This is a genomic window from Mesorhizobium sp. M7A.F.Ca.US.005.03.1.1 (genome assembly GCF_003997975.1).
Lineage (GTDB): Bacteria > Pseudomonadota > Alphaproteobacteria > Rhizobiales > Rhizobiaceae > Mesorhizobium > Mesorhizobium ciceri.
This window is the reverse complement of sequence record NZ_RZRO01000059.1, coordinates 1-19,309: the sequence shown is the minus strand read 5'-3', so window position 1 is coordinate 19,309 and position 19,309 is coordinate 1. Positions and strand designations below refer to the sequence as shown.

Below are 19,309 nucleotides of genomic sequence, written 5' to 3'. Positions count from 1 at the left end.
CCCGTACTCTAGCTCTCGGCTGCGACAGCGAGTGCCAGACGGCTCATGTCGGTGAAAAGCGCCTGGCGCTCGGAATAGTCGGTCTGTTCGCCGGTCTCGATGTTGTCCACCACAACACACATCGACAAGGCACGTGCTCCGAAATGCTCCGATATGCCATAGAGCGCGCTGGTTTCCATATCCACGGCCAGGGCTCCTTGCGCCCGTGCATCGGCAAAACGGGCACGCCCATCCGGGTGATAGAAAATGTCGCTGCAGACCGTCAGGCCGACATGATGGTCGATGCCAAATTCTACCGCCTTGGCCCGTGACGATGCGAGGAGCGCCGGGTCCGGGCCAGCCGGTCCATAAAGGCCGAAAACCTGGCCGCTCTGGGCGCTTTCCGCCTGTGCCGATTGCGAGATGACAAGGCTGCGCAGCTTTGCCTTTGCGGTCAGGCTGCCGCAGGTGCCGGTACGGATCAGCGTCCGGGCGCCATAATGGTCCAGCAGTTCATGCGCATAGATCAGAAACGATGAAACGCCGATGCCCGTCGCCTGAATGCTGATGGACTTGCCACGAAACAAGCCGGTGAAGCCAAGCGTGCCGCGTCGGCGATTGATGCAGCGCGGCGCTTCCAGGAACGTTTGCGCCATCCATTCAGCGCGCTGCGGGTCGCCCGGCAACAACACCGTGTCGGCATAGTCGTCCTTGTCCGCTTCGTTGTGCGGCGTCACCGGTTGCTCCCCTAAGCCTTCCTGCCGTTCACCCCTCAATCATGGCGTTGTCACAGCGTTGCGCAAGGAGGAACATGGGGAAGGCTCTAGGACTCCAGCACGTCCTTGACGATCGTGGCCAGTTGCTTGAGCGAAAACGGCTTGGGCAGGAAGCCGAAATGCGCATCTGCCGGCAGGTTTCTGGCGAATGCGTCCTCGGCATAGCCGGACACGAAGACGAACTTGATGTCGGGCTGGCGCTTGCGCAATTCGCCGAGCAGCGTCGGCCCGTCCATTTCCGGCATCACCACGTCGGAAACGACGATATCGACCTTGCCGCCCAGCGCCTCGAACACTTCCAGCGCCTCGACGCCCGACGATGCCTCGTGCACGGTGTAGCCGCGCGAGGTCAGCGCCCGCATGCCGCCCATGCGCACGGCATCCTCGTCCTCGACGAGCAGCACCGTGGCCGAGCCCGACAGATCCTTGGCCGGATCGGCGACCTTTGCCGGCGCCGCCGGCGCATCGCCGGGCTCGCCTGCTTTTTTCGCTTCGGCGATGTGACGCGGCAGGAAAATGCGGAAAGTCGAGCCTTTGCCGACTTCGGAATCGCAGAAGATGAAGCCGCCGGTCTGCTTGATGATGCCGTAGACCATCGACAGGCCAAGGCCGGTGCCTTTGCCGACTTCCTTGGTGGTGAAGAAGGGCTCGAATATCTTCTTCAGCACGTCGGGCGCGATGCCGCTGCCGGTGTCCTCGACTTCGACCACGACATAGTCCGCCGGGGCGAGTTCGCGGTAGGAAAAGGCCTTGCACTCCTCGGCGGTTACATTGCGGGGGCGCACGGTCAGATCGCCGCCCGCCGGCATAGCATCGCGCGCGTTGACCGCAAGGTTGACCACCACCTGTTCGAACTGCCCGATATCGACCTTGACCGGCCACAGGTCGCGGCCATGGTCGACCTTCAGCTTGATGTCGTTGCCGACAAGGCGGGCCAGCAGCATCCTGAGATCGGCGAGCACGTCGGTCAGGTTGAGCACTTCCGGCCGCAATGTCTGCTTGCGCGAGAAGGCCAGCAACTGCCGCACCAGCGAAGCCGCCCGGTTGGCATTCTGCTTGATGTTCATGATGTCTGGGAAGGACGGGTCCGACGGGCGGTGATTGGTCAACAAAAGGTCGGACGCCATGATGATGGCGGTCAGCACATTGTTGAAATCATGCGCGATGCCGCCGGCAAGCTGGCCGACTGCCTGCATCTTCTGGCTTTGCGCCATCTGCCCTTCGAGCGCTTTCTGCTCCGTTGTCTCGACGGCGTAGACGATGGCCGACTCCTCGGCGCCCTCGCCGCCCTCGCCGCCGGTGCCGTCGGCGACGGCGTTGACGTAGAAGCGGATGTGCCGTTCGTCGTTGCCGGGCAGAAGCGTGTCGATCGGCTCGATGTCGGCCTGCCGCTGCTGCGCTTTCTCGAAGGCAGCCGCGAAGGCCGGCCGGTCGCGTTCGTGGATTACCGTGTCGAGCCGCACGCGACGGTCGACGGCGTCGCGATCGACGACAGACGAAAACAACGACAAAAACGGCGCATTGGTGCGCAGGATGCGTCCGTTGTGGTCGACGCCGGCGATTGCCATCGGTGTCGAGTTGAAGAAGCGGGTGAAGCGCACTTCCGAAGCCCGCAAATCGGCAGAGGCATCCTCGCCTTGCGTGCGGTTGAGCACGATCGTGCGTGTCGGCCCATTCAATCCTTCGCGGCTGGCCGAAACGCGGTGCATGAAGCGCACCGGCAGCGCTTCGCCCGTCATGGTCGTCAAATCGAGATCGATCACCGCGTTGCGTGTGGTGCCAGGGTCGGCCTTGACCGAGCGGACCAGCGCCATGCCGTCGCCGGCCACGATCTCCGACAGAGACACGGCGCCGGGCGTGAAGCTGGTGAGGTCGATGCCCAGCCATTCGGCGAGCGTGGCGTTTATGTAGGTGACGCGGCCCTCCTGGTCGGCCGAAAAGAAGCCGGCCGGCGCGTGGTCGAGGTGATCGATCGCCTTCTGCAGATCGAGGAAGAAGCGCTCCTGCTCGGCCCGCTCCTGCGAGATATCGGCAAGCTGCCAGGCCAGCATCGGCAGCCGCTGGCCCGGAACGCTGAAGGCGCGGGCGCGCGCGCGGTACCAGCGGGCGCCCGGCTCGGCACCGGGCCGAATGGACTGTGCGAGCCTAAACTCGCCGTCGCCCGGCTGGCCGTCGCGAAGGCCGGACGCCAGGCGATAGATCGTCACCGAGGCTTCGGGGACATCCGAGAGCAATCCCTCGACGGTCTTCAGATCGGCAGCGGACGATGCTCCGGTCATATCCGCATAGGCGCGGTTGGCGTAGACGACGCGGCCCTTGGTGTCGGTGACGAGAAGCCCCTGCGACATCGAATCGACGAAGGATTTCGACAGTTCGTCGCCTGTCGAGCGTGGCGTGACCTGCACGAAGCCGATCGCCGTCGCGAACAGGAAGCCGACGCCGATCATCGCCAGCACGCCGAGCATGCCGAGCAGGAAAGGATCGCCGAGGCGCTCGCGGAAAAGACCGAAGACGATCGCGGCCCCCGTCAGAACGACGATGAAAATGATAAGCCGGGTAACCGCGCCCGGTCGCGTATTCTGGTCGACGATCGGTACCGGATAGAAATCGCCGCGCGCTTCCTTGGCCATGTGCCCCCTGCTCGTGAATTCCGGTGTTCCGACACCCGCCCCGTACCGGGTTGAATCACATTCTCCTAGTCCGGAAAAGGCCTGGGCGGCAAATGTCGGATAAAAATGATGTCTTCCGGCCTTCGGAGTTTTTCAAGCTGTTCAACAGCGTGAAACGCAACTTGCGGTGGCCCGCTTCAACGGTCTAGTGTCTTATCACTTCCAAGGGGCGATCAGGGGAAACCAATGCAATGGCTCGATAGCGTGGCAGGTCCCGGTTATGCCGCAGCATTGTTGTGGACGTTTGCAGCGCTCGTCCTGCTGGTCATCGTTCTCGTCATCGTCAAGCTGGTGCGCAACCTGACATTCGGAACCTTCGTCGCCGGCGGCCGGAACCGCAAGACGCGACTGGCCGTCATGGATGCCACCGCCGTCGACAGCCATCGCAGATTGGTGCTGATACGCCGCGACGACATCGAACATCTGCTTCTGATCGGCGGTCCGACCGACGTCGTCGTCGAGCGCGATATCCGGCTTTCGGCGCCGCGCCGGCCGGCATTGACTGGAGATGGCGGCTTGCAGCCGGTTCCGGCCGCCGCTCCGACAAGGCCGCGTCCGCCGCAACCCGCTCCGCCGCCGCTGAGACAGGCACCCGCTCCACAGCCGGTGAATACGACGCCGCCCGCCCGCCCCCGTCCGACAGCGCCGCCGGCACCTGCACCGAAGCCGGCAACGCAAAGCTACCAGCCGACCAATGTCACGCCGTTGCCCGCCTACGGCTCCGCCAACGCCAACACCGCCCGGCACGCCCCGCCACCACCGCAGCCGGTGCAGGACAGCATCGACGACACGCTGATGAGAGAACTTGAAGTATCACTGGACCAGCCCCGTTCGGGCGGCCAGGTGGGCAAGCCGGCGGCGCCGCAGTCGCTCGACGACGAGATGACCAAGCTTCTCGGTGAACTCTCCAGCCAGAAGAAATGAGCGACCGCCGGGTCGCTATCCCCGCGAAACACCGTCGCCGGTCCGGCTGCCGAACCACCTCGTCCGAAGCCCCGAGGGTTTTCGATCTTCGCGCGCCCTGAGCGGTGGATGCCGCACCAATGAAAATGGCCGGAAAACCGGCCATTTTCAGAATCGAGTTCGTTCGAGACAGCCGGCCGTGAGCTTCAGTCGTCGCGATAGACTTTTTCGCGGCGCTCATGCCGCTCCTGCGCTTCGATCGACAATGTCGCGATCGGACGTGCATCGAGCCGCTTCAGCGCGATCGGCTCGCCGGTTTCTTCGCAATAGCCGTAGGTGCCTTCGTCGATGCGTTGCAGGGCGGAATCGATCTTTGCAATGAGCTTGCGCTGACGGTCGCGGGCCCTGAGTTCGATGGCACGGTCGGTTTCCGAAGAGGCGCGATCGGCCAGATCGGGGTGGTTGGCGTTTTCTTGCTGCAGGATTTCCAGTGTTTCGCGCGCTTCGCGCAATATGTCATTCTTCCAGGTGACGAGCTTTGAGCGGAAGTAGGATTTCTGCCGCTCGTTCATGAACGGCTCGTCTTCGGAGGGTACGTAATCGGCGGTAACGATGTCGTTCATTCGACTCACCCAAACTGCCCCAAATTTGGCGCCTATATATTCGTCGTCCGACGCCTGCACAAGCGCAATCGGCCGCTGTTTCACGCAATTGTTAAAGTACCTGGGCACGCGTCTTTGCAGCCGCGTACGGTCGCTTTGGTACAAACTCCGCCGCGACACTTTGGATCCGGTGACGCATATTTTCCCTGATCGCGGTGACCCCGGGGCCGATATGCAAGCGCCTTTTGCAGCAGCCAGCGTTGGCTGATTCGCCGTGTTTGAAGAGCACGGGCCATTGTGCGCGACGCCGTTCTCGTGGCTAATCCCGGAAGGCTTCGGCATTCGGAGGTTGGGTGAGCAGGCTTTATCTGTTGCGACATGCCAAGGCAGGCTGGGCATTGCCCGGCATGCGCGATTTCGACCGTCCGCTCGATGCGTCCGGCCGCGCCGATGCCGAAATGATGGGCGCCGCCATGCGCTCCCGCCTCTATGTTCCGGACCGGACGCTGTGCTCCAACGCCAAACGCGCCAAAGAGACGCTGGAAGGCCTGGCCGGCCAGACCGACACCGGCCGGGTCCTGTTCTTCGACGGGCTCTACAGCGCGGACGCGGCCGGTTATCTCAACCTTATCAAGAACAATGGCGGATCGGGCTCGTTGCTGGTCATCGGCCACAACCCGATGATGGAAGACCTTGCCTTGGCAGTTTCGGGCGGCGGCGACGAGGCTGCGCGGGCCACACTGAACCATGGGTTCCCGACCGCGGGCCTGGCGGTCGTCCGCTTCGACGGCGATCTTGCCAGCGCCGCCCAAGGCACCGGCTATCTCGAAGTGTTCCTGACGCCGGCCGATCTCTGAAGCCATTTCAAAGCCTTGTTGCAGCGCCTATATCGGACGGACCGAAGTTCGAGAGAGCATATTTTGGCATCATCGCTGACCACCTTCACCGACGAGGCGAGGATTGCCCTCGACACGCTATCGGGCCGCGCCACCGGGCTTTTTTCCCCATCGCTGCGCCTCGGCGTGACCGGATTGTCCCGCGCCGGCAAAACGGTGTTCATATCGGCCCTTGTCCACAATTTGATCCATGGCGGGCGCCTGCCGCTGTTTGAGGCGCAGAAATCGGGGCGCATCGCGCGCGCCTTCCTCGAGCAGCAGCCCGACGACGCGGTGCCGCGTTTCCAGTACGAGGACCACATCGCAGCCTTGGTCAACGACCGCGTCTGGCCCGATTCGACGCGCGCCATTTCGGAGCTGCGGCTGACCATCGAATATGAATCGGCTTCCGGCTGGAGCCGCATGTTTTCCTCGGGCAGATTGTCGGTCGATATCGTCGACTATCCCGGCGAATGGCTGCTCGATCTGCCGCTGCTCGGCAAATCCTTCGCCGATTTTTCCCACGAAGCCTTTGAAATGGCTGTTCTGCCGGTGCGCGAGGACCTGTCGCAAGCCTGGCGGGCACTATCGGCCGGGATCGACCCGAACGCCGATGCCGACGAGATGACGGCGCGCCGCCTGGCCGAGAGTTTCGCCGCCTATCTGAAGGCCTGCAAGCTCGACGAGCGGGCGCTTTCGACCTTGCCGCCCGGCCGCTTCCTGATGCCGGGCGATCTCGAAGGCTCGCCGGCCCTGACCTTCGCGCCACTGGCCGGGATCGACGACAAGCGCCCGCGCGCAGGCTCGCTGCACGCCATGATGGACAGGCGCTATGAGGCCTACAAGACGCATGTCGTCAAACCCTTTTTCCGGGAACACATCACCCGCCTCGACCGCCAGATCGTGCTGATCGACGCTATGCAGGCGCTGAACGCCGGCCCGGGCGCCATGGCCGACCTGGAACGCGCGGTGACCGAGATCCTCAGCTGTTTTCGCCCCGGCCGGGGCAGCTTCCTCACCGATCTGTTCTCGCGGCGCATCGACCGCATCCTGGTTGCCGCGACCAAGGCCGACCATCTGCATCACGAAAGCCATGACCGGCTGCAGGCGATCGTGCGGCGGCTTGCCGACCGCGCCGTGGCACGGGCGAATTTCACCGGCGCCGATGTCGATGTGGTCGCCATGGCGGCGGTGCGCGCGACGCGCGAAGGCACCGTCAGGCAAGGCCGGGAGACGCTTCCCGTCATCATCGGCACGCCGATAGCCGGTGAGAAGATCAACGGCGAAACCTTCGATGGAAAAACTGAAACAGCCATATTTCCCGGTGACTTACCGGAGAATATTGATGCGGTTTTCGATGTTTCGGGAGCCGATCACAGGCAGGACTCCGCGGACCCTGCAATCCGCTTCGTCCGTTTCCGTCCCCCAAAGCTCGAACGCACGGCCGAAGGCGTCACGCTGTCGCTGCCGCATATCAGGCTCGACCGTGCCTTGCAGTTCCTGATCGGAGATCATCTGGCATGACCGCGCCCCGCAAGCCGGCGGCATTCCGCATCGAACCGGAAGCCCCACCGAGACAAGCGGCCCCTGAGCCGCGCAACATCCAGGCCGACACCCAGCGCAAACCCCGCGCGATGAAAACCCATGTCGCGATGGTCATTCCGGCGAAAGTCGATGTCTTCGACGAGCCCGACATCATTGCCGCGGAGCCGCCACCAGCCGTCGCCCCCAGGAAACGCTCGCTGCTCGGCAGCATCTTCTTCGGCGCCTTCGGCGTGCTGGTTTCGCTGGCGGTCGGCCTGTGGACCGACCAGCTCATACGCGACCTCTTTGCGCGCGCTGAGTGGCTGGGCTGGCTGGCCGCCGGCATGGCCGCCATCGCCGTGCTGGCGCTTGTGGTGATCCTGATTCGCGAATTCCTGGCGATCGCCCGCCTCGCCGAGGTCGAAAAGCTGCAGAAGCGGGCGCTCGATGCGATCGCCCGCGACGATCCCAAGGCGGCACGATCGGTCGTCGACGAATTGTCGGCCTTTGTCTCGGCCAAACCCGAGACCGCGGCCGGCCGGCGCGCGCTGGCCGAATTGCGCGGCGAAATCATCGACGGCGGCAATCTCGTGCGCCTGGCGGAGGCTGAAATTCTCGGACCACTCGATGCCAGAGCGAAAGTGATGATTCTCGAAGCTGCCAAACGCGTCTCGCTGGTGACGGCGGTCAGTCCACGCGCACTGGTCGATGTTGCCTATGTCGTGTTCGAGGCCGGGCGGCTCATTCGGCGCCTGTCGGAACTCTATGGCGGACGGCCGGGAACGCTGGGTTTCTTCCGCCTGGCGCGCAGCGTTCTGGCGCATCTGGCGGTCACCGGTTCGATCGCGGTCGGCGACAGTGTCGTCCAGCAGATCGTTGGCCACGGCCTGGCCGCGCGTCTTTCGGCCAAGCTTGGCGAGGGCGTCGTCAACGGCATGATGACGGCGCGCATCGGCATCGCCGCGATGGAGACGGCTCGACCCCTGCCCTTCAGCGCCGCCAAACGTCCCGGATTGGGCGACTTCCTCTCGGCGCTGACATCGTTCGCAACCAGGAAAGACGGTGCAACGACCCCCTCCGGCAAGTGAGCCGGGCTGGAGTGTCCGGGCATTCGGAATCGTTACCGGACTGCTCTGCGGCGGCCCCGCGGTGACGAAGCATTAACCAATCTTGTTCATGGTCAGACCGGTTCCAAACAGCATCTTTGTTGCCGGGTGTCGTCGATGAAAAGCGTAATTCTATCCAGCGTCCTGTCCCTGGCAACGGTGATTACGACAGTCGTCGGCATTGCCGGAGTGGCCTCTGCGGCGGAGCCGGACAAGCAGTTCTTCCAGTCTGCCGAAGGCAAGTGGATCGGTCCCGGCGAAATCGTCGCCGGCAAGTACAAGGGCACCAAGTTCAACTGCAGCTTCACCGGCTCGACGCCCGACGGCAAGGTCGGCATGTCGCTCGACGGCGGCTGCCGGGTCGGTGTGTTCACCCAGCCAATGTCGGCCAAAATCGAGCGCAAGGGCCGCGAGGGCTACAAGGGCAGCTTCATGGGTGGCGCGACCGGTTCCGGCCTCGACATCATCGGCGGCAACGTCGTCGATCCCCGCAAGGTGGTCTTCACCATCAACCGCAACCAGCTGCGCGGCGTCATGCAGGCTCGCATCCCTGACGACAATTCGATGACGGTGACTATCGCCGTGCGCGTCAACGACCAATTGGTGCCGGTGATCGGCATGAGCCTGAAGCGGGTCGACGCGGTCGAAGTCGGCTCCATCGCGCCGAACTGAAAAAACCAAGGAAAAAGGCGGCGACCCAACGGTCACCGCCCTCTCACTTGAGCCCATCGAATCAGGCGCTTAGGCCTTGATCTCAAATCAGGGTGTCAGCCCTTGATCGCGGCCGTCACTTCGTCATAGGCCTTGCAGGCGTCGGCCAATGTCGTGGCGCCCTGATACTTGGTTGTCACCGCCTGGACCTTGGCGGTCAGATCAGCCGCCTTGGCCGGGTCCTTGGTGATCGCCTCCTGAAGTGCTGCAGCCATGTCCTGCGCCTTCTTGGTCGCGATCTCCGCCGTGCACTCAGGCGCCTTCGAGCAAGCCGAACCGGCAAGCACCGCCAGGCCGACGGCAACAAACAAAAACTTCTTCATGTCAGTCATCTCCTCAAAAAGGGCGCGACTTGATCGTCGATCACCCTCCAATGGCCGAAGCCGAGCGTCCTTAGCCTTCGATTGCGGCAAGATGCAACGTGTTCCCGGCCTCAACTTGTGTATCGCGCCTGCAACATCGCTGGCGGCAGGATTTGAGGCTACTGTATCGGCGGCTGCAAAGTTCAGCTGCGAGGCTGCAGCAGCGCCAAGACAGCGGTCGATGCGGCAAGGATAGCAGTCAGAGTCAAAGGCCCAGTCGCGCCATAGGTGTCCACGACATAGCCGCCGACAACCGCGCCGATGGTGATGGCAATTTGGAAAGAGGTGACCATCAGGCTGCCCGCTGCCTCCAGCGCATCAGGCGCCGCGCGCGACATATTGGTCGGCAGCACCACCGGCGCCATGCCAAAGGCGAAACCCCACAGCGTAACGAAGCCGAAGGCAACGCCGATATGCGAGCCCCAAAGCACCAAAGTAAGTGCCGCAACCGCCATCAACGCCGCGGTGACTGCGAGGGCCATGTGGATGTTGGTGTCGGCCATGCGGCCGCCGGCAATATTACCGATCACGGCAGCGATGCCAAACCCGAGCAGAGCCAAGGCAATCGGTCCGGTTGTAAGGAGTGTCACCTGTTCGAGGAAGGGACGCACATAGACCGAGCCGGCAAAATGCCCCGTCATCAGCAAAAGGATAGCCAGCATGCCGAGTTGGATGCCGCGCCGCCGGGTCAGCCGAAATACATCTGCAAGGCTGTTGCTTGCCGTTGCGGGCAAGGTCGGCAGGCTGAGAAACTGCAGCAGCATGGCAAGCGCGGCCAGCCCCGCCGTCATGGCCATGGCACTGCGCCACCCTATCCAGTCACTGATCAACGCGCCCATCGACGGTGCGGCAATGGTTGCGAGCGAGACGCCCAGGGTGACGATCGCCATGCCCCGCCCCGTCGCGCTGGCGCCAACAAGCCTCGCCACGACGGCGACCGAAAGTGCCCAGAAAGCACTGAGAGCGATGCCCAGCCCGGCCCGGCCCAACAACAACAGCCAGAAATCGGTCGCCAGCGCCGCCAGGACATTGGAACCGACCGCAAGAGCACTGAGACCAACCAGCACCGCCTTGCGGTTCAAGCGGCCGATGAGAACATTGCTCAACATGGCCGTCACGGCGCCGACGGAAGCGGTGGCGGTGACGACCTGTCCGGCCGTCCCCTCGCTGATGCCGAGATCACGTGCCATTGGCGTCAGCAGACCTGCGGGCAGGAATTCGGCCGACACCAAGGCAAAGCTGGTGGCCGCCAATGAAATCACCGCGAACCAGGTGGCTGCGCTCCACGCGGCTGGTGCATCGGCATCAAGGCCAGTCGCGGCGTCTTCAAGCTGTAATGTTGTGTCAGTCACGGAAAGATCTCCAAAGTTTGGAGGTCTTAAATAGGCGAGTCCGCTCGGATGATATGTATCTTAGAATCCGAAATTCATATCCATTCGTCCGGGAATTGTGCGACGCACAACGCCCGGCGAGACATTGGTGATGCGCTTGAACGCGCGCGCGAAGGATGCCTCCGAATCATAGCCCAAACGGGTAGCGACTTCGGCAACCGACAAGCCGTTTTGGCCCAGCAATTCGCGGGCAAGCTGCATGCGCAGGCGGGCGAGATAGTGTGCGGCACCCTCCCCCAATACCGCACTGAAACGCTCGGCGAAAATCGAGCGCGATTGGCCTGCCACGCCGGCCAGGCTTCCCAGCGTCCAGTTGTGGCCGGGGTCGCGGTGCATGGCCGCCAAAGCGCGGCCTATATGGGGGTCGCGGATGGCTGCGAGCCAACCGGTGGTCGAGGCTCCGTTGCAATTGACCCAGCAGCGTATGAGCCGGGCCGTCAGCAAGTCGGCCATACGCGACAGAATCGTGGCGCTGCCCATCTGCGGCTGCGAGGCCTCCACCGTCATGGCCGCCAGCAAAGGACCGACGACCGGGTCATTGCCGGCCACGTCGCAACCCTTGATGACAGGCGGCATCAACGTGATCAATGGGTTGAGCGCATAGGAGTCCAAGGCCATGGAGCCGCAGAAAAGGGTGCTCGTCGCGCCCGTTCCTTGCCGTACCACTTCGCAGACGTTGCCCCCCAACTTGATCACCTGGCAACCTTCGAGCGAGCCCCCTGCAACGTCCGGCGCGCTCGCCAGCCGATGGGCGATGCCTTGCGGCAGCAGCACCAGATCGCCATCGCGCAGCTCCTGCCAGCCTTGCGATTCAGTATGAATCCAGCATGGGCCCTGGCCGACAAAGTGAAACCGAAGCAGCTGTTGTTGCGGAAAGTCTATGCTCCATGGGTGCCGGAGTTCGCAGCGGCCATAGTTGACACCACTCAAGCGAAAGTCTTGCAGAACTTCGCTGAGCGCATCCATCGGGATATGTGGCGGCGAGGACGGCCGGGACGAATGGTCAAACATATACGCAATATAGATGCCGAACGTCCGGCAGGCAAGCGGGGACCGTTGTTCCACCAAGTCAATCACTGCAACGGCACCCTACCCTTTCCGGCAGATTTCTCGCCTTGCCTCCCGCTCCAACTGCATGCAAGGAGTGCTGCAAGACACAGGGACAAGAGGCATGGCGGCGGAAGCATCGGGCAGTGATCTGGTTCAGGTGGTGGCGCTGCTTGCTGCCGGTGTCGTCGCCGTTCCCATCTTCAAGCGCATGGGCCTCGGCTCGATCCTCGGCTATCTGGCTGCCGGCGTGGTGATCGGCCCGTTCGGCCTCGGCGTCTTTTCCGAATCGGAAGCCATTCTTCATGTCGCCGAACTCGGCGTGGTGATGTTCCTGTTCATCATCGGGCTGGAAATGCAGCCATCGCGGCTCTGGGGCCTGCGCCGCGAGATCTTTGGCCTCGGTGCGTTGCAGGTCGGCGTCTGCGCGCTCCTGCTGACCGGGGTCGGCATGGCTGGAGGGTTTCCAATCGCGCAATCCTTCGTCGCCGGCGCCGGCTTCGTGCTGACCTCGACAGCGATCGTCATGCAGCTTCTCGAGGAACGCGGCGAAATCGCCGCGCCGAAAGGTCAGCGCATCGTATCGGTCCTGCTGCTCGAGGATCTTGCCATCGTGCCGCTGCTGGCCCTGATCGCGTTTCTGGCGCCCGGCGGTGCCGACACCAGCCTATCGGAGCGGCTGACCGAGGTCGGCATCGGCCTCGCCGCGATCGTCGGCCTGGTTGTGGCCGGCCGTTATCTGCTCAATCCGTTCTTCCGCATCCTGGCGGATGCCCGTGCCCGCGAGGTGATGACGGCGGCGGCACTTCTGGTCGTTCTCGGATCCGCGCTTGCCATGCAGCTCAGCGGCCTGTCGATGGCGATGGGCGCCTTCCTGGCCGGTGTGCTTTTGTCCGAATCGACCTTCCGCCATCAGCTTGAAGCCGATATCGAACCGTTCCGCGGCATCCTGCTCGGTCTGTTCTTTCTCGCGGTGGGCATGTCGCTCGACCTGCATGTGGTCGCGGCGAACTGGCGGCTGATTGCCATCTATGTCGTCGCCTACATGGTGATGAAGGCATTCGGCATCTACATCGTCGCCCGTATCCTGAAAACCAGCCACCGCGAGGCGCTTGAGCGCGCGGTCTTCATGGCGCAAGGCGGTGAGTTCGCCTTTGTCCTTTATTCGGCGGCCGCGGCGGTCGGTATCATCGACGGCAACGCCAATGCGACGCTGACGGCGATCGTCATCATCTCCATGGTGCTGACGCCGCTGGCCATCATCGCCTTGCGCTATCTGACGCCGCGCGACGAGCAGTCGCTCGACGGCGTCGACGTCGCCGATGGCCTGACCGGCAGCGTGCTGATCATCGGCTTCGGCCGCTTCGGCCAGATCGCCAGCCAGCCGCTGCTGCTGCGCGGCATCGACGTCTCGATCATCGACAATGACGTCGAAATGATCCAGGCGGCGGCCGATTTCGGCTTCAAGGTCTACTATGGCGACGGCACGCGGCTGGACATCCTGCATGCCGCCGGTGCCGGCCGGGCGCGCGCCGTGCTGATCTGCGTCGACAAGGCCGATGTGGCTGTTCGCATCGCCCAGCTGATCAAGGCCGAATTCCCACTGCTCACCGTGCTGGCCCGCGCATTCGACCGTGGAACGGCGCTGCAGCTCATACGTGCCGGCGTCGACTACCAACTGCGCGAAACCTTCGAATCCGCACTTGTTTTCGGCGGCTCGGCCCTGGAATCTCTGGGCGTCGATCCCGAAGACGTGGCTGAAACGATCGAAGATGTCAGGCGCCGCGACACCGACCGCTTCGAAACCCAGCTCGCCGAAGGCATTCGCGCCGGACAGCGCTTCCTGAGAGGCAATATCGGCACGCCGATTCCGACACCGCTCTCGACGCCGCGCCGGCCTGGTCAGGCACTCAACGAAGAGACCGCGGGTGTGCTGCACAAGTCCGAACCCGCCGATTGAGCAAGGAATTAGGTATGGAATTGGACAGCAGAGCCCTGTCGGTCACCAAATTCTGGCGCGATGCCGGCGAGGATGCCTGGTTCGAGAAGAACGAAGCATTCGATGCCGAGTTCCGCGACCGCTTTCTCGACCTGCACTACGCCGCCGCGCGGCGTGAATGCGACGACTGGCTGGAACATGCCGAAGGCGCGCTGGCGCTGATGATCCTGCTCGACCAGTTTCCGCGGAACTGCTTTCGCGGCACCGGCCATATGTACGCGACCGATCCGCTCGCCAGATATTTCGCAGAGAAGGCGATCGCGGCTGGTCATGACCTGGCACTCGAGGAAGAACTCCGCGTTTTCCTCTACCTGCCTTATGAGCATTCGGAGCTACTGGCCGACCAGGATATTTCGGTCGAGCTGACGCAGGCCAGAGCCGAGCCCTATCTGAAGTATGCTGTCGAACATCGTGATATCATTGAGCAATTCGGCCGTTTTCCGCATCGAAACAAGATGCTTGGCCGCGAAACCACCTCGCAGGAGCAGACGTTCCTGGATGGTGGCGGCTTCTCGGGTTAGAGGCCTCGCTGCGCCGTTTGCAGGCCGGTATCACCTGAATATCAACGCACCTAGGCCAGCCACCAATCCCGGCCGGACGACAATCGCTCGATGCCTGAGGTATCGACGGCGACCAGGCGATCGGTGATGCTGCGACCGCTGACAACCAGGCCGGGCGCGATCTCGGCCAGCGGCGCCAGCACGAAGGCGCGCTCCAGCATGCGCGGATGCGGCACCTCCAGCCCGGTCTCGTGGATGACGCGGTCGCCGAACACCAGAATGTCGATGTCGATCAGCCGCGGCCCCCACCGCTCCTCGCGCACCCGCTTCAGCTTGCGCTCCGCATCGAGGCAGAGGTCGAGCAGGGCACGCGGTGCAAGCACGGTGGAAATTTCGGCGGCCGCATTGAGAAAATCCGGCTGATCGAGCTTGCCCCAGGGCGGTGTGCGATAAAGCGAGGAGACGCCGGTGACACGCGTATCCGCGTCGGCATCCAGCATGCGCAGCGCCGCGCTCATGGATTTCGCCGGATCGCCAAGATTGCCGCCAAGGCTGAGGTAAACGGTACTATTCGGGCCAGACAACGGTCACCTCGACATAATCGAGCACGCCGGGCACTGGTGCGTTCGGCTTGCGCACCGTGATCTCGGCTTTCTTTATCTGCGGAAAACGCGCCGTCAGCGCACGGGCCACTTCGAGCGCCAGCGACTCGATCAGAAATCGGCGCTGCCCGGTGATGATCTTTTCAATGACGCTGAATGCAACGCCGTAGTGGACTGTATCCTCGATCGAATCTTCGGCAAGCGCCCGGCCTGGGTCAACGGTCAGAACGGCATCGACATAGAAGCGCTGGCCGAGCCGTTCCTCCTCGTCCAGCACGCCGTGCCGGGCAAAGAAAGCGCAGTTCTTCATGCGGATGACATACATCGATCAGTTTCTCGCCCGGTCGGTTTGACGCGCCAGCATAGCATCGGCGAGCGCCAATGCGTCCACGTTGAATGCGACATCGTGGACGCGAAACAGATCGGCGCCCTGGAGCCTCAAAATGACGCTGGTCGCCGCTGTTCCGACCCCTCTGTCGGCGGCATCACGGCCGGTGACCGTGCCGATGAAGCGTTTTCGCGACGTGCCGGCCATCAGCGGCAGGCCGAGTGCATGCAATTCCGAAAAGCGTGCCATCAGGTCGAGATTTTCCTCCGCCGTCTCCTTGGCGAATCCGAAACCGGGATCGAGCACGATGTGATCATCGGCGATGCCGTTCTGGCGGGCGATTTCCAGCGACCTTCGCAGGAATGCCAACTGATCGGCAATCGCGTCCGGCAGCTTCTGGCGATCCCGCCCGGTATGCATGATGACAAGCCCGGCACCGGTATCGGCGGCGACACGAGCAATATCGGGCTCGCGCTGCAAACCCCAGACATCGTTGACGATATGCGCGCCGGCGGCGACCGCCAGCCGCGCCGTGTCGGCGCGATAGGTATCGACCGAAATCAGCACCTCGTTCACGCCCGCCAGCGCTTCGATCACCGGCAGGATGCGGGCCTGTTCCTGGCTGGCCGATACCGCGGCAGCACCTGGGCGCGTCGATTCTCCCCCGACATCGACAACCAGTGCCCCTTCCCCGATCATGCGGCGCGCCTGGGCCAACGCCTTTTCAGGGGCGTCGAACTGGCCGCCGTCGGAAAAGCTGTCGGGCGTGACATTGAGGATGCCGACGACCACGGCCTTGCCGCCGAGGTCGAGATGGCGTCCATGCGCCAACTGCCATCGCCTGGCCGTCATTGCTCATCGACCATGGAGTTCATCAATCATGTGTGATCCCTGGCGGATCAATTTCATTGCGCCGGCAACGGCCGTAAAGCAAGGTGGTCGAAGAGGCAACATGATGAAACGATCCATGCTTGGCATGAAAAAACAGTCCTTGGGCGTGAAACAATCCTTGGCTTGCGCGCTGCTGCTCGCCATAACGTCGCACCCGGCGGCGGCGGCCAATCTCGTCAAGACGTACAGCTATTTCGCCATTGGCGGCAGCACCCTCGACGACATCGAGGCACAACTCTCCAAACGCGGGCCGGAGGTGAAAAGCACCGGCACGCGGCACCCGGGCGCTACGCAAATGGCCTTCACCACCCGTATCAGCTATGCGCAGACACCGAGTTCCTGCCGGATTGCCGACGCGGTGGTGACCGTCAAGGTGAAGGTGATCCTTCCCGAGTGGCGCCGGCCGCGCAAGGCCGATGCCGATGTCAGGCTGTTCTGGGATACGCTGTCGGCCGACATCAAGCGCCATGAGGAGCGCCATGTCGAAATCGCCAAGAACCATGGCGGCGAACTCGAAGAGGCTTTGAAAGCCACCTACCCGCAAAAGAACTGCGACGCCGCCAAGGCCAAGGCGGCTGAGATCACCGCGGCTGTTCTGGCCAGGCACGACCGCGCCCAGCTTCAGTTCGACCGCGTCGAAAGCGTCAATTTCGAAAGCCGCATCTTGCGGCTGCTGCGCTACCGCATGGAGCGCATCGGCAACGGCCGACTGCCGCCGGCCTGAACGCACCCGAACTGAAAGCCAAATTCGCCGAAGCGTAGTGCCAGATTCGAAAAACTTTCGAGCCGCCGTCGAAACCGGCCTATATGGGACGACATATATCAGGCTCGCCAAACGAGCTTAAAACACCAATGCGATCCAAACGGTCATGAAGCCGGAGCGGCTGAACAGCGCCGGTCAAATCGCAAGCTTATGGATGAACGATCATGGACCAGGCTGTCGATGAGAAAACGATGGCGGAAACCGGCACGCCGATAACAGAGCGCGAAAAGAACGCCATCATCGGCGGCGTGCTGTTGTCGATGCTGTTGGCGGCACTCGATCAGACCATTGTCGCGCCGGCCATGCCGACCATCGGGCATGCGCTCGGAAACGCACACTATCTGCCATGGATCGTCACCGGTTATCTCCTGACCGCTACCGCGGTGGCTCCGCTCTATGGCAAGATTTCCGACGTCTACGGCCGCCGGCCGACCGTCTACGCCGCGATCCTGATCTTTTTGGCGGGATCGGTGGTCAGTGCGATGGCTCCCAACATGTTTGTGCTGGTTGTCGGGCGGGCGATCCAGGGCGCCGGTGGCGGCGGCTTGTTCGCTTTGACGCAGACCGTCGTCGGCGATCTCGTGCCGCCGCGCGAGCGGGCACGCTATGCCGCCTGGTTCTCCGGCACATGGGCTGTCGCCAGCGTTGCCGGTCCGTTGCTCGGCGGCACTTTCGCAGAGCACCTGCACTGGTCACTGATCTTCTGGATCAACATTCCGCTTGGTTTTCTTGCGATGGCGATCATCAACAAGCCGCTCAAGAAACTGCCCATTGCCGCAAAGCGCCATCGCATCGACGGCCTGGGCGCGCTGCTTCTGATAATTGCCACGGCGCTGCTGCTGCTCGCCTTGAACTGGGGCGGCAGCGCCTATCCCTGGACTTCGCTTGAAGTCATCGGCGTTCTCTGCGGTTCGGCGATTTTCTGGAGCGCTTTTGCCTTGCGGCTCATGCGCGCCGCCGAGCCGCTCATCTCACTCGAAGTGCTTGGCAATCCAATCGTTCTGGCGGGCACGCTTTCGATGTTCCTGCTTCAGGCCGCAAGCGTCGGCATGGCTGTGTACCTGCCCGTCTATCTTCAGGCGGTGCTCGGCTTGTCGGCAGCGGAGTCGGGCATCGCGATGCTTGGGCTTCTGCTGGGGACCGTCGGCGGCGCGGCATTCAGCGGGCGTATGATCCCGCATTTCACCCACTACAAGCGCATTGCGATGGTGGGCGTCGTCTTCAGCATGCTGTGCCTCTGCCTGCTGGCCGTCGTCGCAGGATATGCAACGCTGCTGGAGGTCGAGGTCTTGACGATTTGCATCGGGTTTGGAACCGGAACGACGTTTCCGGTCACCACCGTGTCGGTCCAGAACGCCGTCGATCGCGTGCATCTCGGCGTCGCGACGGGCGTGCTGACATTCCTGCGTTCGCTTGGCAGTGCGCTTGGGGTCGCCATGCTCGGCGCGGTCGCTCTGGGCTACGGCTTGCCGCTTGCCGGTGAAGGCGTGCGGATCGCTGGCCATAGCGCGACGGTCGAGCCGTTCGTGATGATCTTTGCCGTCGCCGCCGCTACATTGCTGCTGGGGCTGATCACGCTGACGCTGATGCCCGAAAAGGAGCTTCGCGGCTACGCCGACAATGCGGCGCCGATGCTGGCCGAGTAAAGTTCAGCCGGAGACGCCGAGCTTCTTCTGCAGGCTGGTCGATGAGGTCGTGTACTGGAAAACGATGCGCTCGCCGGGGCTGATGATGCGCTTGGCGGCCTGCGCCATCAGCGCCACTTCGTGGAAACCCGACAGGATCAGCTTCAGCTTGCCCGGATACCAGTTGATGTCACCGACCGCGAAGATGCCGGGCACCGATGTCTGGAATTTTTCGGTATCGACCGGAATGAGGTTCTCGTGAAGGTTGAGACCCCACTCCGCGATCGGTCCGAGCTTCATGGTCAGGCCGAAGAACGGCAGCATGCGCGTGCAAGGCACCTCGACGTCGCCATCCGGTCCCTTGATGGTGGCCGATGACAACTGGCCGTCGGCACCGGTCAATCCGGTCACCTGGCCGACCTGGAATTCGAGCTGCTTCATCTCCTGCATGGCATACATCTTGTTGACGCTGTCGGGAGCGGCGCGGAACTCAGGCCGCCGGTGCACCAGCGTCACGCTCTTTGCCACCGGCTGCAGGTTCAGCGTCCAGTCGAGCGCCGAGTCGCCGCCGCCGACAATGACGAGGTCGTGGCCGCGAAAATCCTCCATCCGGCGCACCGAATAGAAGACGCTCTTGCCTTCATAGGGCTCGATGC

19 protein-coding genes are annotated in these 19,309 nt (G+C 63.1%); 9 read left to right on the top strand and 10 right to left on the bottom strand.

Annotation, left to right across the window (positions count from 1 at the left end; all coding sequences use genetic code 11):
• Positions 1–8 precede the first annotated feature (8 nt).
• On the bottom strand, positions 9–716 hold the full coding sequence (locus EN990_RS22420; RefSeq protein WP_013531859.1) for a DeoD-type purine-nucleoside phosphorylase: 708 nt from the start codon (positions 714–716) through the stop codon (positions 9–11).
• Positions 717–802: 86 nt separating this feature from the next.
• Entirely contained in the window at positions 803–3,385 is a 2,583-nt protein-coding gene (locus tag EN990_RS22415) for an ATP-binding protein (protein WP_127388389.1), read from the bottom strand.
• Between the two features lie 225 nt (positions 3,386–3,610).
• Between EN990_RS22415 and EN990_RS22410 the strand changes: the two genes are divergently transcribed.
• Positions 3,611–4,348, top strand: a complete 738-nt coding sequence (locus EN990_RS22410) for a flagellar biosynthetic protein FliO (RefSeq protein WP_024503531.1) — start codon at positions 3,611–3,613, stop codon at positions 4,346–4,348.
• 185 nt (positions 4,349–4,533) lie between these two features.
• Here EN990_RS22410 and dksA read toward each other — a convergent pair whose 3' ends face one another.
• Positions 4,534–4,950 carry an RNA polymerase-binding protein DksA gene (gene dksA / locus EN990_RS22405; protein ID WP_013531862.1) on the bottom strand — a complete coding sequence of 139 codons (417 nt, stop codon included), beginning with the start codon at positions 4,948–4,950 and terminating at the stop codon, positions 4,534–4,536.
• Positions 4,951–5,282: 332 nt separating this feature from the next.
• Here dksA and EN990_RS22400 point away from each other — a divergent pair, with 332 nt between their 5' ends.
• The 4 genes from EN990_RS22400 to EN990_RS22385 all read left to right on the top strand — a co-directional run bounded on the left by EN990_RS22400 (position 5,283) and on the right by EN990_RS22385 (position 9,106).
• Entirely contained in the window at positions 5,283–5,786 is a 504-nt protein-coding gene (locus EN990_RS22400; RefSeq protein WP_024503532.1) for a histidine phosphatase family protein, read from the top strand.
• A gap of 63 nt (positions 5,787–5,849) precedes the next feature.
• Complete coding sequence (locus EN990_RS22395) at positions 5,850–7,328, top strand: YcjX family protein (RefSeq protein WP_013531864.1); 1,479 nt, start codon at positions 5,850–5,852, stop codon at positions 7,326–7,328.
• Positions 7,325–8,416 (top strand): YcjF family protein, encoded by a 1,092-nt coding sequence (locus tag EN990_RS22390; protein ID WP_013531865.1) that lies wholly within the window; start codon positions 7,325–7,327, stop codon positions 8,414–8,416. Before EN990_RS22395 ends, EN990_RS22390 begins: the two co-directional genes overlap by 4 nt.
• A 135-nt stretch (positions 8,417–8,551) precedes the next feature.
• A complete protein-coding gene (locus EN990_RS22385; RefSeq protein ID WP_013531866.1) occupies positions 8,552–9,106 on the top strand; it encodes a hypothetical protein in 555 nt (184 codons plus the stop codon).
• 95 nt (positions 9,107–9,201) lie between these two features.
• Here EN990_RS22385 and EN990_RS22380 read toward each other — a convergent pair whose 3' ends face one another.
• The 3 genes from EN990_RS22380 to EN990_RS22370 form a co-directional block, all read right to left on the bottom strand.
• Entirely contained in the window at positions 9,202–9,468 is a 267-nt protein-coding gene (locus tag EN990_RS22380) for a hypothetical protein (protein WP_013531867.1), read from the bottom strand.
• A 182-nt stretch (positions 9,469–9,650) separates the two neighbouring features.
• Complete coding sequence (locus EN990_RS22375) at positions 9,651–10,859, bottom strand: MFS transporter (RefSeq protein WP_013531868.1); 1,209 nt, start codon at positions 10,857–10,859, stop codon at positions 9,651–9,653.
• Positions 10,860–10,919: 60 nt separating this feature from the next.
• Entirely contained in the window at positions 10,920–11,909 is a 990-nt protein-coding gene (locus EN990_RS22370; RefSeq protein WP_063170228.1) for an AraC family transcriptional regulator, read from the bottom strand.
• Between the two features lie 160 nt (positions 11,910–12,069).
• Here EN990_RS22370 and EN990_RS22365 point away from each other — a divergent pair, with 160 nt between their 5' ends.
• Together EN990_RS22365 and EN990_RS22360 are read left to right on the top strand one after the other, a co-directional pair.
• Entirely contained in the window at positions 12,070–13,905 is a 1,836-nt protein-coding gene (locus tag EN990_RS22365; RefSeq protein ID WP_013531870.1) for a monovalent cation:proton antiporter-2 (CPA2) family protein, read from the top strand.
• A 14-nt stretch (positions 13,906–13,919) separates the two neighbouring features.
• Entirely contained in the window at positions 13,920–14,465 is a 546-nt protein-coding gene (locus tag EN990_RS22360) for a DUF924 family protein (protein WP_064995823.1), read from the top strand.
• Positions 14,466–14,515: 50 nt separating this feature from the next.
• Here EN990_RS22360 and folK read toward each other — a convergent pair whose 3' ends face one another.
• The 3 genes from folK to folP are packed head-to-tail and all read right to left on the bottom strand — an operon-like array spanning position 14,516 to position 16,226.
• Positions 14,516–15,028, bottom strand: coding sequence for a 2-amino-4-hydroxy-6-hydroxymethyldihydropteridine diphosphokinase (gene folK / locus EN990_RS22355; RefSeq protein ID WP_013531872.1), 513 nt, complete (start codon positions 15,026–15,028; stop codon positions 14,516–14,518).
• A complete protein-coding gene (gene folB, locus EN990_RS22350; RefSeq protein ID WP_013531873.1) occupies positions 15,012–15,371 on the bottom strand; it encodes a dihydroneopterin aldolase in 360 nt (119 codons plus the stop codon). The genes folK and folB overlap by 17 nt, the downstream gene beginning before the upstream one ends.
• A 3-nt stretch (positions 15,372–15,374) precedes the next feature.
• Positions 15,375–16,226, bottom strand: a complete 852-nt coding sequence (gene folP / locus EN990_RS22345) for a dihydropteroate synthase (protein ID WP_063167918.1) — start codon at positions 16,224–16,226, stop codon at positions 15,375–15,377.
• Between the two features lie 103 nt (positions 16,227–16,329).
• Here folP and EN990_RS22340 point away from each other — a divergent pair, with 103 nt between their 5' ends.
• Together EN990_RS22340 and EN990_RS22335 are read left to right on the top strand one after the other, a co-directional pair.
• Entirely contained in the window at positions 16,330–16,989 is a 660-nt protein-coding gene (locus EN990_RS22340) for a DUF922 domain-containing protein (protein ID WP_127370373.1), read from the top strand.
• 203 nt (positions 16,990–17,192) lie between these two features.
• Complete coding sequence (locus EN990_RS22335; RefSeq protein ID WP_064995821.1) at positions 17,193–18,674, top strand: MDR family MFS transporter; 1,482 nt, start codon at positions 17,193–17,195, stop codon at positions 18,672–18,674.
• Positions 18,675–18,677: 3 nt separating this feature from the next.
• Here the strand turns inward: EN990_RS22335 and EN990_RS22330 are convergent.
• On the bottom strand, positions 18,678–19,309 hold a 632-nt coding region (locus tag EN990_RS22330), incomplete at its 5' end, for an NAD(P)/FAD-dependent oxidoreductase (protein ID WP_164758388.1).

Bases quoted from the DNA above. Each gene is read 5' to 3' on its own strand.
- EN990_RS22385 (WP_013531866.1), top strand. From the start codon at position 8,552: ATGAAAAGCGTAATTCTATCCAGCGTCCTGTCCCTGGCAACGGTGATT.
- EN990_RS22380 (WP_013531867.1), bottom strand. From the start codon at position 9,468: ATGAAGAAGTTTTTGTTTGTTGCCGTCGGCCTGGCGGTGCTTGCCGGT.
- EN990_RS22410 (WP_024503531.1), top strand. From the start codon at position 3,611: ATGCAATGGCTCGATAGCGTGGCAGGTCCCGGTTATGCCGCAGCATTG.
- EN990_RS22390 (WP_013531865.1), top strand. From the start codon at position 7,325: ATGACCGCGCCCCGCAAGCCGGCGGCATTCCGCATCGAACCGGAAGCC.
- EN990_RS22415 (WP_127388389.1), bottom strand. From the start codon at position 3,385: ATGGCCAAGGAAGCGCGCGGCGATTTCTATCCGGTACCGATCGTCGAC.
- EN990_RS22340 (WP_127370373.1), top strand. From the start codon at position 16,330: ATGAAACGATCCATGCTTGGCATGAAAAAACAGTCCTTGGGCGTGAAA.
- EN990_RS22360 (WP_064995823.1), top strand. From the start codon at position 13,920: ATGGAATTGGACAGCAGAGCCCTGTCGGTCACCAAATTCTGGCGCGAT.
- EN990_RS22365 (WP_013531870.1), top strand. From the start codon at position 12,070: ATGGCGGCGGAAGCATCGGGCAGTGATCTGGTTCAGGTGGTGGCGCTG.
- folP (WP_063167918.1), bottom strand. From the start codon at position 16,226: ATGACGGCCAGGCGATGGCAGTTGGCGCATGGACGCCATCTCGACCTC.
- dksA (WP_013531862.1), bottom strand. From the start codon at position 4,950: ATGAACGACATCGTTACCGCCGATTACGTACCCTCCGAAGACGAGCCG.
- EN990_RS22370 (WP_063170228.1), bottom strand. From the start codon at position 11,909: ATGTTTGACCATTCGTCCCGGCCGTCCTCGCCGCCACATATCCCGATG.
- folB (WP_013531873.1), bottom strand. From the start codon at position 15,371: ATGTATGTCATCCGCATGAAGAACTGCGCTTTCTTTGCCCGGCACGGC.
- EN990_RS22335 (WP_064995821.1), top strand. From the start codon at position 17,193: ATGGACCAGGCTGTCGATGAGAAAACGATGGCGGAAACCGGCACGCCG.